Below are 12,768 nucleotides of genomic sequence, written 5' to 3'. Positions count from 1 at the left end.
TGGGACGCTATGTCCAGATACCTTAATTTCGCTGTGTTTCTGGCGGGTCTCGCCGCCGTGTGCTGGATCGGCACCGCCTATGCTGGCTCGAACCCGCTGGCCTTTGCCGTCACGATGCTGGTTGGCACGTGCTACCTGGCGGGCGCGCTCGAACTGCGCCGCTTCAGCGCGGCCACTTCGACGTTGGCGCGCGCCGTCGCGCGTCTGGCCGAACCGCCGCCCAGCTTTAACGACTGGCTTGAAGCATTGCATCCCAGCCTGCGCAATGTGGTGCGACTACGTGTTCAGGGCGAGCGCGTTGCCCTGCCCGGCCCCACACTGACGCCGTATCTGGTCGGCATGCTGGTGCTGCTGGGCATGCTGGGCACGCTGCTGGGCATGGTAGCGACGCTGAGGGGCACGGGGTTGGCGCTGGACAGCGCGACGGATCTGCAGGCTATCCGCGCATCGCTGGCCGCACCCGTCAAAGGGTTGGGATTTGCGTTCGGCACCTCGATTGCGGGCGTGGCGACATCGGCCATGCTGGGTCTGCTGTCCGCGTTGGTCCGGCGCGAGCGGATCAAGACCGCGCAGATACTCGACATGAAGATCGCAACGACGTTACGCATCTACTCGAAGATCCATCAGCGTGAGGAAACCTTCAGGCTCCTGCAGCGACAGGCCGAAATGATGCCCACCCTGGTCGACAGGCTGCAGACAATGATGGCGACCATCGAGCAACAGAGCGCGGCCTTTAACGAGCGGCAGATCGCCAGCCAGAATGCCTTCCACGCCAATGCCGAGGCCTCATACATGCGCCTCGCAACTTCCGTGGAGCAGTCGCTGAAAGAGAACATCGCCGAAAGCGCACGCGTCGCCAGTGAGGCGCTGCAGCCTGTCGTGGCGACCACCATGGCCGGGCTCGCACGCGAGACGGCCTCGCTGCACGACGCCGTCACGCACGCCGTGGAGCGGCATGTCGACGAACTGTCGACCCGTTTCGGAGCGACAACCACGACGGTCGCGGAGATCTGGAACAACGCACTGGCGAATCATCAGCGCTCGAGCGAGGCCCAGGCCCTCGACCTGCGCATCGCGCTGGAACGGTTTACCGAAACCTTTGAACAACGCTCGGCTGCACTGGTGGAAAGCGTTTCCGCACGTCTGGATGCCGCAGCCGGCAATGTGTCGGAAACGTGGAACCAGGCGCTGTCGCGGCAGGAGCACGTCAGCGGGAAACTGGCGAGCCACAACGAGCAGGCCCTCGCAGCGGCGGCCATGACCTTCGAGCAGCACGCGACGTCCCTGCTGCGCACAGTAAGCCAGTCGCATGCGGACTTGCAGACGAACCTGGCATCACGGGATGAGCAGCGCCTGGCGGTGTGGACCGGGACGCTCGGCGAGATGGCCGCCACATTGAACCGCGAGTGGGAGCAGGCCGGCACGCGCACCGCAAGCCGGCAGCAGGAAATCTGCGACACGCTGGCGCAGACCGCGCGCGACATGGCAGCCCAGACGCAAGCACACGTCAGCGGCACGATCGTGGAAATCTCCCGGCTCGTGCAGGTGGCGTCGGAGGCACCCAGGGCCGCAGCCGAAGTTGTGGCCGAACTGCGCCAGAAACTGTCCGACAGCATGGTCCGCGATACGGCGATGCTGGACGAGCGCACTCGCCTGCTGGAGACGCTTGAAACGCTGCTCGATGGCGTGAGCCACGCTTCCAGCAGACAGCGGGAAGCGGTCGATGCCCTCGTCGCCACTTCGACGGATCTGCTGGAACGCGTCGGCGCCCAGCTTACTGAGCGGATCGAAGCCGAAACCGGGAAGCTCTCCGCCGTTGCCGCAGACGTCACCGTCAGCGCAGTCGAGGTGGCGAGTCTCGGTGAAGCATTCGGGGTCGCGGTGCAGCTGTTCGGCGATTCGAACGAGACGCTGGTAACCCATCTGCAGCGCATCGAATCCGCGCTGGACAAGTCCCTCGTGCGCAGTGACGAACAGCTTGCCTACTACGTAGCGCAGGCACGGGAAGTCATCGACCTCAGCATGATGTCGCAGAAGCAGATCGTCGAGAATCTTCAGCAGCTCGCTGGCCAACGGGCATCCATCGGAGTCGGACCGGCATGAGCGAGGAAATCGACGGCGGCGCAGAGTCGGCCGCGCCGATATGGCCCGTGTTCGGCGACCTGATGTCGGTGCTGCTAGGCGCCTTCGTGCTGATTCTGGTGGGCGTCATCGGCGTGCAGCTGGAACTCTCGACCCAGCTTGAACAGGAGGTCAAACAGCGGCAGATGGAAACGCAGCGCCGCAAGACACTGGAGCAGGCGCTGGCGGGGCCGCTGGCTGCGGGTCGTGTGACGCTGGTGAACGGGCGCATCGGCATCAGCGGCAGCGTGCTGTTCACGCAGAACTCCGACCAGCTGCAGCCCGAAGGCCGGAACGTATTGAAGAGCGTCGCCGGGCCGCTGTCCGCGTACCTGAAGGCGCGCAACGAGATCCTGATGGTGAGCGGCTTTACCGACGACCAGCGCATGCGGGAAGGCAATCGTCGCTTTACGGACAACTGGGAGCTGTCGGCACAACGCGCGTTGACGGTGACGCGCGCATTGATTGACGAAGGCATGCCCTCCTCCTCGGTATTCGCAGCGGCGTTCGGCTCTGAACAGCCCGTCAGTTCAAATGCCGACGACGAAGGTCGGGCCAGGAACCGGCGAGTCGAATTGGCGCCCGTTCCAAAGTTGTCGGCAGATACGGGGAAGCGCGGTGAGTAGTGACGGGGCGCGCAAATCCAGGGCGATGCTTGACGCCTGGCGCGAGCAAGGCGCGGACCGTCTCGATCCCGTCCGCTTTCAATTCATCGCGGCGCTGGACCGGCGCGCGGCGACCCACAGCGGCGAAGCGCGACGCATCCTGGACAACCGGCTGTCCAGACTGATGGAAGCTTATGCCGCCGATATCCATGGCAGCGCCTGCGGGGCGGTAGACACCGGCAGTGCTGTGGCGCCGGAAAAATCTGCTCGCGGAGCGCTTGCGGGACTGACCGATTACATCGCGAGACGTACGCGAGCCGATGAGGATGCCCCCGCCACGAATAACGCCGTGCCCGGGCCGTCCCCCTGGCCAGACATTGACGTGCTCGATTACTTGAGGGACGTCTGGTCCAAAGTCCGCACTGAGAAGCTGTTGCGGCAATCACTGGAGGAGGTGCCCGGGAATACCGGTCCGCTCAATTCGAGCAGCCTTGTGCATCGATCGCTCCTGCTGATGCGCGAGCTGTCACCGGGGTATCTCCAGCAGTTCCTGTCGTACGTCGACGCCTTGTCGCGGATGGACCAGATGAACGGCGGCGCCCAGGCGGAGAAAGACGTGCCTCGTGCAGGCAACACGAGGAAGAGTGTCCGGGGCAATCGGCGCTAGCCTCAGAGGGTCGGGTGCGGGCTCCCGGCATCGGTCAAGGATCCACGCAGGGTGATGGCCGCAGAAGGCTCTGCGCAATTCGATGCAGGCGAAGAAGGATGGACGAAGGTCGTGCCGCAAACGGCGGCCGAGACCAAAGGTCCAGCGGTTGGCGTCTGGTGCGAAGTCCTCGTTGAAAGCGGACTTCGCTGATGCCTGGAGCACAAAGGTCGACGTTCATCATTTATGCAACTGCGCCCTTACGCCGCTCACATCGCGCACACTTAACGGCTCTGCCGCGTTACCCCAGGCGTTACGCACGAAGCTGAGCACCTGTGCCATCTCGACGTCGGTCAGCTTGCCGGCGAACGATGGCATCTTTTTCGGCGACGGACCATCGATGGTATGTGGACTGCCGCCGCCTTCCACCAGCAACCGGACGAGCGAACCGCTATCCGCGGACAACACAGCGGGATTGCCCGCGAGCCGCGGATATTTCAGCGGCATACCCATGCCGTCCGCCCGATGGCAACGCGCGCAATATTGCTGATACAGCCCTGCACCCGGCCGTTCGACATCGCCCGTCCTGAGCGACAGCTGCGTCAGGTATGCCGTGCGCGCGCCGGCGTCGAATCCGCCATTGCCTGCGCGCGGCGGAAGACTCTTCAGATACGTCGCGATCGCGGCGAGATCGGCGTCCGTCAGATATTGCGTGCTGTCCTCGACAACCTGCACCATGCTGCCGAACGTCACCATGCCGCCGCCGTGGCCGTATCTGAGGAATGCCGAAATATCGTCGCTACGGATACGACCCAGCCCGGCACCAGGATCACCGGTCAGATTCGGCGCGAACCAGTGATCGTTCGTACCACCGGTCAGATATGCGCGCGCCGAATGGTCGTAGCCGCGTTCTTCATAGGCCGGTCCGCGCGGCGTGTGACAGGCGCCGCAGTGGCCCAGCGACTGCACAAGATACGCCCCCCGGTTCCATTGCGCGTCGTGGCGTCGGTCCGGCTCATATCTACCGTGTTGGACGAACATCCAGTCCCAGAAGGTCAGTGCCCAGCGCTGGCTGAACGGGAACGGCAACCGCGTTTGCGGTGCCGGCGTCGCGACGGGCGCCACGCCGTGCATGAAATACGCGTACAGCGCCTGCATGTCGTCGTCCTCGATCTTCGTGAACGACGGATACGGCATCGCGGGGTAAAGGCGTTTCCCGCCCGGCGCAACGCCGTCACGCAACGCACGCGCGAAGTCCCCATAGCTGTAGCGCCCGATTCCTGCTGCAGGGTCCGGGGTGATGTTCGACGCGTAGATCGTGCCGAAAGGTGAGGCCATGCCAAGGCCGCCCGCAAACGGCACACCGGGACGGCCCGGCTGCGGCGCGGCCGTGTGACAGCCGGCACAGTCCGCGGCCCGGGCGAGGTACGCGCCGCGGGCGATCAGCGTGGCGTCCGCACCTGCGCCACCTTCCGCGTGTTTTGAAGCAGTCGTGTCTGTCGGCGTCGATGCAGATCTCGCGTCGCGAATCATCACCGAGGCGGGCATTATCAGAGCCGCCGCGATCACTGCGAGCGTTACCAGGCTGACAATCCGTACCGGGACGGCGGCCCTTCCTGAACAGATCAGAGCGGGCCATCTTCGCCGAATGCGCTGCGCGTTCATGTTCACCACCGCCCGCACGGACTGACGATCAGCAATGCGACATCCGTTGCGACGAGACCGAACATGAACATCGTGCTGCACATCGCGGCGACGTGTGCGAGAAATGCGTCAAGGTGCCCGCGCATCGGGATCGGTGGACGTTCGCGCGGCGTTGCCCGGTTGATGTAGGGGCTCGCCCGCCACGCGACAACACTCCCGCTGACGCCCGTCGCGAAGCACACAAGGCTCACCGCGACGAGTGCCGCTTCGAGCCACGGCAGTTGCGGCGCGTGCAGCGGACGGTCGTCAGCAAAGCACGCCTGCGCCGCCAGCGCCTCGACGACAAGCGTCTGGGCAAGCCATGCGAGTGGCGCGGCGAACATGCCCGTCATGACGCGCCACTTCGCTACCGGCTGCGGCGTTCCGGCGCACAAACGGTTCACGATCCGCTCCTCAACGCGTAGGGACTCAGATACAGCGTGCTGAAGATAAACAACCAGACTACGTCGACGAAATGCCAGTAGAGCCCGCCGGTCATCAGCGCGGCATACCGGTGTTCATCGAAATAGCCCAGTACGGTCCACACGCCAAGCAGTACCAGGACGATGAGCCCGACGATCACGTGCGCCATGTGGAATCCCGTGATCGTGAAATACAGCGAGCTGTAGAGATGCGCCGTCAAGCCGTACGGATGGGTATGCCACTCCCGAAGCTGGATGCCGACAAAGGCGATGCCAAGCAGCACCGCGACGGCCATCGACACGGCGCCCCACCCCGCTTTGCGCCGCCGTACACACCGTTCGCACAGCCAGACGAAGACGCTGCTCAAGAGGAGGAGCGCCGTATTCGCGAGCCCGAGACCCAGTTTGGGCAACCCTTCGGGCGGCCATGGCTGCGGCGTCTGCGAAGCAAGGTACAGGTACGAAAAGATCAGGTATCCGAAAAGCGCGCCTTCAGTGACGATCAGTGTCAGACAGCCCCACCAGCCACTGGAGCGCTCGCCCGCACTGCCAACAGGCAGGGTGCGCGATGGCAGTTGCGACATGCGTTGCGCGCTGTCGCCTTCCTGCGGCGCCGGCGTGTCATGGGCTATGTCGCTCATGTCGCCCTCCCGGCACGCGAAGCGGGATCGTCACGCTGGACTAAAGCGCGCTCGGGCCACAGCCACACGGCGATCGCCACTGCGCACGCCAATGCCATCAGTCCCGTCAGGGGCCACGCGCGTAGCGCGAGTCCGGCAAACAGCAGTGTGCAGGCGAGACCAAGCCAGAATGGCGCGAAGGAGTCTGACGGCATCTTCAGGATCACATCGGGCTGCGCGTCGAGCGGCGTTGTACCGAGCGCCTCGCGACCTTCGTTCAGCAGATAGCCTTCGTCGATCTGTGAACAGGGGCAGGGCATCTGCACATCGTGGTCTCCGACGTCGCCGCCCGGCGCGTCGCCGCGCACGCTGCCGGTCGGGTCGGCTAAACGCCCCTCCCACAACGGGTGGCGGCTTCGCACCAGTGGCACCACCGCGAAGTTGTACGGCGGCGGCGGCGATGAGACCGCCCATTCGAGCGTCGGGGCATCCCAGGGATTGTCGCCGGCCGGTCGACCCCGACGCAGACTGACCAGCAGATCGACGAGGAATATCAGCACGCCCAACGCGAACACGAACGAACCGGCCGATGTAATCAGGTTCACCGTGTTCCAGCCCGCGTCCGCGGGATAGGTGTAGATGCGACGCGGCATGCCCATCAGTCCGGCAATATGCATCGGGAAGAACGCGAGGTTAAAGCCGCTGAACATCACCCAGAAGCCGAGCTTGCCGAGCCGCTCGCTCATCATCCGGCCGGTGAACTTCGGGAACCAGAAGTAAATGCCGCCGATGACCGGAAACACATTGATACCGAGCAGCACGTAGTGAAGGTGCGCGACGACGAAGTAGGTCTCGGTGAGCTGCCAGTCGAGCGGCACCGCCGCAGTCATGACACCCGATACGCCGCCGATCACGAACAGCAGCACAAAACCGGCAAAAAACAGGAACGGCGTACGGAACACCGGCCGCCCCGTCCAGATCGTCGCGATCCATGCGAACGTCGCCACGGCGCTTGGAATCGCGATCACCATGCTCGCCGCGCCGAAAATCGACAGCGCAAGCGCGGGGATGCCGGTCGCGAACATGTGGTGAACCCAGACAACAAAGCCGATCACCATCGTCGCAACCGTCGAGAGCGCAACGGCGCCATAGCCCACCAGCGGCCGGCGACAGAACACCGGCAACGCGTCGGAGACGATACCCATCGCCGGCAGGACAACGGCATAGACCCATGGATGCGCGAACATCCAGAAAAGGTGTTGCCACAGCAATGGCCGGCCGCCGTTGAGCACGTCGAAAAAATGCGTGCCGATACGCCGGTCGAGCCACAGCATGAAGAATGCAAGACTCACCGAAGGCACCGCGAGCAGGTTGCCGCCCGATGCCGTGAGCGTGCCCCACACGAGCACGGGCATCCGGTCGAGCGACATGCCGGGCGCACGCATACGCATCAACGTAACGACAAAGTTCATGGAACCCACCGTCGTCGATATGCCCAGCAACACCATGCCGAGCGCGTAGATATCGATGTTCGGGCCCGGGTTGTATTCGAGGCCGGAGAGCGGCGCGTAATTGAACCATCCTGCGTTGGGCGCCTCGCCGGCGGGAAAGCTCACGTACAGGAAAATGCCCGCAAAAAGAAAGATCCAGTAGGACAGCGCATTGAGCCGGGGAAACGCCATGTCGCGCGCGCCGAGCACGAGCGGCCACAGATAGTTCGAGAAGCCCGACAGCACCGGCAGCGCGTAAAGAAAAATCATCGTGATGCCGTGCATCGTGAACAGCTGGTTGTATTGCTCGGGCGTGAGCACGGTTGCGTCGGGTCTTGCCAGCTGGACGCGCATGATCAGCGCCTCGACGCCGCCCATCAGCAGGAAGACAAAAGCGGTGACGAGGTAACGCAGGCCGATTGTCTTGTGATCGACCGTCGACAGCCAGCCCCGCCAGCCGGGTTGCGCTTCCCACAGTTCGCGCAGGCGTTCGGCACCGGCGCTGTCGCGCGGGATACGACCGGTCTCCAGGGTCCGTTCTGGTGCCGGTGCGGCCGGCGGGGGGGTGGGAGACGATTCGTCAATCAGGATTCCGGACATCGCGGGTTCCTCTCTCGGGCCAGGCCTTAACGAAGCGTCGCCAGGTAAGCGGACAGCGCCGCCGCTTCTGACGCGTTCAACGCAATGTCCGGCATCAGCGAATCGGGCTTGATCGTCTGAGCGTGCTCGATCCAGTCGCGCAGATGATCCGGTGTATTGGTGAGTGCGCCCGCCGCGAGTTCGCGACGCGAGATCAGATGCGTCAGATCCGGGGCCTGCACCCCCCTGGCGTCCGTGCCGCGTATCGTATGGCAACCCGCGCAGCGATCGATAAAAAGCTGCTGGCCCTGGTGCTGCAGCGGGTCGCCGGAAAGCGCGGGGGCCGTCTGTCCCTGCGCGCTTCGCCACGCCTCGAACGTGGCACGGTCCTGCGCCACGACTTCAAACGCCATGTGCGCATGCTGCGCGCCGCAAAACTGCGTGCACTGCCCGCGATAGATACCGGCGCGGTCCGCCTGAATCCACTGCTCGTTGGTCTGGCCCGGAATCGTCTGCGTCTTGCCGGCGAGTTGAGGAACCCAGAACGCATGAATCACATCGGCACTATGCAACTCGATTCGCACGGGCTCGCCAACCGGGATATGAATCTCGTTTGCGGTCGTGAAATTGCGCTGCGAGTCGGATGCGTCCTGATAGTCGACCTTCCACCACCAGTCGCGTGCCGACACCGAAATGGTCAATGCCGGATGGCGGGCAGGCGATGCGACGGTTTCGAGCGTGAACATCACGTAGATCAGCGCCACGAGCAGCACGACGGCGGAAATAACCGTACCGGTCGTCACCGCTCGCATGCCGCCGCTATCGGGGGGGATGGCGTCCGGCGCGACGGGCGGCCGCCTGCGGAAAATCGCTGTGGCCAGCAGCCCGGCGACGATGACGCATACCAGCACCGACATGCCCGCAAGCGCCCAGCCCAGCCTTAGCGTGGGAATGGCCGCCGGACCTGCTGCGTGCACAAAATAGTTGAGCGGCGCCGCGGCCTCGACCGCGGCAGACGCATCCCCCGGATTCATCTGCGCTGACGATGCGCGCTCGCAGACCGTGGCGAGGCCGACGAGCCAGATGGAAGCCGTCCTTGCCATGGCGCGAGCAGCCCCAGGGCGCTCAGATGATCGGCGAGCCACCCGTCATGGCGATCGTCGCGCCGTTCGTGGACGCATATGCGAGCAGCGAGGGATTCGGATGGTGGCTCTCCTCCCCGTGATCCGGGACGGGATTCATTGCGCGCGTCTCGCCGGGTGTCTTCGATTGCTGCTGGTTCGGGAAAGGCGGTTCGGGACGGGACGAATGAGGCATGGCACTCTCCGGTAATGGCCTGCGGATCGCGCAGCGCGACTCCACTGGCAACCGGAAGCAGGACAGTAGTAGAGCACCAGCAAACGGCGTTCCTCGAAGTCACCTGCGTCGGGAACCCAGAAACGTTGGGCCGCATCAACTTCAACGGTTCGCTGGCGATCTGCTACCCATACGTGACGTTGGGGTGGATCGTCGCAAACGACTTGCCGCAGGGGAATATCTACACCTCCGCCGGAAACCTTTGCAATCGCACGCCAGCCAATAGCACACCGGCACCCTTCCAGTACCCATCCGACAATCCATTCGCGCGATGCAATCAGAACCCGGCGGACCCGTTGCCTCGCCCCGGACTCCCCGGACTGCTGGATCCGGGGGCGTCCGCAGCGACTGACTCCCGGTCGAAGGACCTGACCGCTATCGCGGCCGAAGATTTTTCACGGGCGTCGAGGCCGGCTGCGAGCAGTTCCAGAAATCCATCGAGTTCGTCGGCTCCATGCAAGGCCAGAAAATCGCTGATGACCTCGGCGATCGCCGCATGCTGGCTCTTCACGGTCAACGTGCTCGCGATATGCGAACCTCCCCGAGCCAGTTCGACAGCAAATTTGCGCTTGTGACGTGCCAGTCCGGCGGGCGGTAATAACTTGTGAGCCTTGTTCATTGCGATTATCCCAGTCGTCATGGGTGTCTTCGGAGGGTCGCGTACGGGCTTGGGTACCGCAGTCGTGTTGTCAGCCACGACACACGCCTGCGCGCGGAGTCGAACTTCGGGAATGCCCGCCACCATGCCCGCTTCCAGTTGAGACGACGCTCAGTCAACGCTCTGGAGGTGCTGGGCAACAATGCGCACGGGTATTGATTTCGCGCCCGGCACCTTGCTTTCCTTCGCGTAATGCCAGAGCGGCAGCAGCGGATTACATTCGGGGTAGTACCCGGCAAGGCAACCTTTGGGGATGTCATACGGGACGAGGCGAAGTCCTGCGACCCTGCGCTCGATACCGTCGTGGGCGATCGTCTCCAGCGTTACATGCTCGCCTTCCTTAAGTGACCGCGCCGCCATGTCCTCGCGGTTCATCAGGATCACCATGCGCGTTCCCTTAATCCCGCGAAAGCGGTCATCCAGGCCGTAGATCGTCGTGTTGAACTGGCTATCGCTACGCAACGTCATGAGCCGCAGCGCGCCGGGCTCACGCACGCTCATGTCCGGGTCTTCCTCGAGCGTCGCGGGTGCAGCGAATTCCGCCTTGCCGCCTGGCGTCTTCCATTTGCGCTCGCGCGCGGGCAGCGGCCTGTGGAAGCCACCGGGCGTCCACATCCGCGACTCGAAGTCGTGAAAAATGTCCGGGTAAGTTTTCGCGATCTCGGCGCGCACGCGGCTGTAATCGTCGCGCCATGCGTCCCAGTCCACCGTTGAACGGTCGCGGAGTGTGGCTTTCGCGATGCCCGCGACGATAAAAGGCTCGGAGCGCAGATCGGGACTGGCGGGTTCTGTCACGCCGCGGGAACCATGCATGCAGCCGGTGCTGTCTTCCATTGAAACCGCCTGTTCACCGCTTGCCTGGCGGTCGATTTCGATGCGGCTCAGGCACGGCAGGATGAAGGAGACCGCGCCGGGGACAAGATGGCTCCGATTCAGTTTGGTCGCGACATTCACCGTCAGGCGCAGGCGGCTCCACGCCGGTTCGGTCTGCGTCCGGTCCGGGACTGACCGCACCAGGTTGCCGCCCAGATTGAATACCGCGCTGACTTCGTCTTTCACCATCGCCTCGAACGCCTCGACCGTGTTCATGCCTTTCGTGCGCGGCGGTTCAAATGAGAACTGCTCGGCGAGCCTGTCGAGCGGCGCGAGTTCCGGCTTCTCGGTGATACCCACCGTACGTTGGCCCTGGACGTTCGAATGTCCGCGCACGGGCGACGGTCCCGCACCGGGCTTGCCGATATTGCCGCGCAACATCAGGAAGTTGCACACCATGCGCACATTCTGGACGCCCATCCGGTGTTGAGTCAGGCCCATGCCGTAGTGGACGATCACGGCATTGGCCTGTATGTACGCGTGCGCGGCACGCTCGATGTCGATCTGTGAGAGTCCGCTGACGCGCTCAATATCTGCCCAGTGGGTATTCCGCACATAAAGCGCAAAATCTTCGAAGCCGTGCGTATGCTCGCGGATAAAGTCGTCGTCGAGCACGCGCGGCAAGCCGTTGGCGAGCGTCGCGTCGTCCGCGGCGATCACTGCCTTGCACAGCCCAACGAGCGCGGCTGTGTCGCCCCCCGTTTTGAGCTGGTGGTATTGCGTGCTGATCTGGGTATGGTCAGGCGTGAGCATCTGCACCGGCGACTGCGGATTGGAGAAGGAAATCAGTCCCGGCTCACGCAATGGATTGAACGTAATGATCTCCACACCGCGTTCACGGGCGTCCTGCAAGGGATGCAGCATGCGCGGACTGTTCGTGCCCACGTTCTGCCCGAAGAAAAACATCAGATCCGTCTTTTCGAAGTCGTCCAGCGTGATCGTGCTCACGCCCACACCGATCGCCTCGGTCAAACCGACGCTGGTGCTTTCATGGCACATGTTCGAACTGTCCGCCAGATTGTTCGTGCCGTACATGCGGGCGAACAGTTGCAGCATGTAAGACGTCTCAAGCGAAGCGCGGCCGGATGTGTAGAACACCACCTTGTCGGGATCGGTGGCCTGCAACGCTCTGCCGATTTCGTCGAACGCTTCCTGCCAGCTGACCGGTACATAGCGGTCCGTTTCCGCGTCGTAGCGCAACGGCCCTGTGAGGCGACCGGCTTCCTCCAGATCGTGATCGTGCCACGTCAAAAGCTCGCTCACTGTGTGAGCCCGAAAGAAGTCGTGGGTGACCCGCTTCGACGTCGTGTCCCATGCCGTCGCTTTCGCACCGCTCTCACAAAATTCGAAGGTGTGAGGATCGGCCGGTTTCGCCCACGAGCAGCTCACGCACATGAAGCCATCGGGCTTGTTCTGACGCAGCAGTATTCTGCTGTCCTTCAGCGCGACCTTTTCCTGCGCGACGATGTGCGCCACCGCCCTCAGCGATCCCCATCCGCCCGAAGAGTATGGATACGCTTCGCTCTTTCGTTCCTTTTTCATGGGGACGCTCCGGTGAGGCTGAGGGAATGTCGAACGGGCAGCAAGCGCCGTTCCCATTCGCGCAAGCCCCGGACATCGCTCCCACGATCGACCTTACGCTACGCTTGCGCCGTTGCGGAACGACGATTGCTGGCAACCCGACAACTCATTTGCGAACCTTGCACAAGGAGCCT

Annotated in this window: 11 protein-coding genes; 3 read left to right on the top strand and 8 right to left on the bottom strand. The window is 63.6% G+C overall.

The window, feature by feature from the left end; all coding sequences use genetic code 11:
• The first annotated feature begins 9 nt into the window (after window positions 1-9).
• The 3 genes from LPA36_RS10090 to LPA36_RS10080 are packed head-to-tail and all read left to right on the top strand — an operon-like array spanning window position 10 to window position 3,393.
• Window positions 10-2,103 carry a DUF802 domain-containing protein gene (locus tag LPA36_RS10090; RefSeq protein WP_228876022.1) on the top strand — a complete coding sequence of 698 codons (2,094 nt, stop codon included), beginning with the start codon at window positions 10-12 and terminating at the stop codon, window positions 2,101-2,103.
• Window positions 2,100-2,747 (top strand): OmpA family protein, encoded by a 648-nt coding sequence (locus tag LPA36_RS10085; RefSeq protein WP_228876021.1) that lies wholly within the window; start codon window positions 2,100-2,102, stop codon window positions 2,745-2,747. Before LPA36_RS10090 ends, LPA36_RS10085 begins: the two co-directional genes overlap by 4 nt.
• 25 nt (window positions 2,748-2,772) lie before the next feature.
• Window positions 2,773-3,393 carry a DUF2894 domain-containing protein gene (locus tag LPA36_RS10080; protein WP_228876019.1) on the top strand — a complete coding sequence of 207 codons (621 nt, stop codon included), beginning with the start codon at window positions 2,773-2,775 and terminating at the stop codon, window positions 3,391-3,393.
• Window positions 3,394-3,612: 219 nt separating this feature from the next.
• Here LPA36_RS10080 and LPA36_RS10075 read toward each other — a convergent pair whose 3' ends face one another.
• From LPA36_RS10075 to LPA36_RS10040, 8 genes are all read right to left on the bottom strand, one after another.
• Window positions 3,613-4,920, bottom strand: coding sequence for a c-type cytochrome (locus LPA36_RS10075; RefSeq protein ID WP_228876018.1), 1,308 nt, complete (start codon window positions 4,918-4,920; stop codon window positions 3,613-3,615).
• Window positions 4,921-5,039: 119 nt separating this feature from the next.
• Window positions 5,040-5,459: a hypothetical protein gene (locus LPA36_RS10070; protein WP_228876016.1), complete on the bottom strand. Its 420-nt coding sequence runs from the start codon at window positions 5,457-5,459 to the stop codon at window positions 5,040-5,042.
• Entirely contained in the window at window positions 5,456-6,118 is a 663-nt protein-coding gene (locus tag LPA36_RS10065) for a cytochrome c oxidase subunit 3 (RefSeq protein WP_407674248.1), read from the bottom strand. Before LPA36_RS10065 ends, LPA36_RS10070 begins: the two co-directional genes overlap by 4 nt.
• Window positions 6,115-8,187, bottom strand: a complete 2,073-nt coding sequence (gene ctaD / locus LPA36_RS10060) for a cytochrome c oxidase subunit I (protein ID WP_228876015.1) — start codon at window positions 8,185-8,187, stop codon at window positions 6,115-6,117. Before ctaD ends, LPA36_RS10065 begins: the two co-directional genes overlap by 4 nt.
• A gap of 26 nt (window positions 8,188-8,213) precedes the next feature.
• Window positions 8,214-9,269, bottom strand: a complete 1,056-nt coding sequence (gene coxB / locus LPA36_RS10055; RefSeq protein ID WP_407674247.1) for a cytochrome c oxidase subunit II — start codon at window positions 9,267-9,269, stop codon at window positions 8,214-8,216.
• Between the two features lie 22 nt (window positions 9,270-9,291).
• Window positions 9,292-9,483 carry a hypothetical protein gene (locus LPA36_RS10050; RefSeq protein ID WP_228876014.1) on the bottom strand — a complete coding sequence of 64 codons (192 nt, stop codon included), beginning with the start codon at window positions 9,481-9,483 and terminating at the stop codon, window positions 9,292-9,294.
• A 316-nt stretch (window positions 9,484-9,799) separates the two neighbouring features.
• Window positions 9,800-10,141, bottom strand: a complete 342-nt coding sequence (locus tag LPA36_RS10045) for a hypothetical protein (RefSeq protein ID WP_228876012.1) — start codon at window positions 10,139-10,141, stop codon at window positions 9,800-9,802.
• 150 nt (window positions 10,142-10,291) lie between these two features.
• Entirely contained in the window at window positions 10,292-12,595 is a 2,304-nt protein-coding gene (locus LPA36_RS10040; RefSeq protein WP_228876010.1) for an FdhF/YdeP family oxidoreductase, read from the bottom strand.
• Between the last annotated feature and the right edge of the window lie 173 nt (window positions 12,596-12,768).

The organism is Paraburkholderia saeva (assembly GCF_907164555.1).
GTDB lineage: Bacteria > Pseudomonadota > Gammaproteobacteria > Burkholderiales > Burkholderiaceae > Paraburkholderia > Paraburkholderia saeva.
Note: the sequence above shows the minus strand (reverse complement) of the source record. Positions and strands in the feature narration are given on the sequence as shown.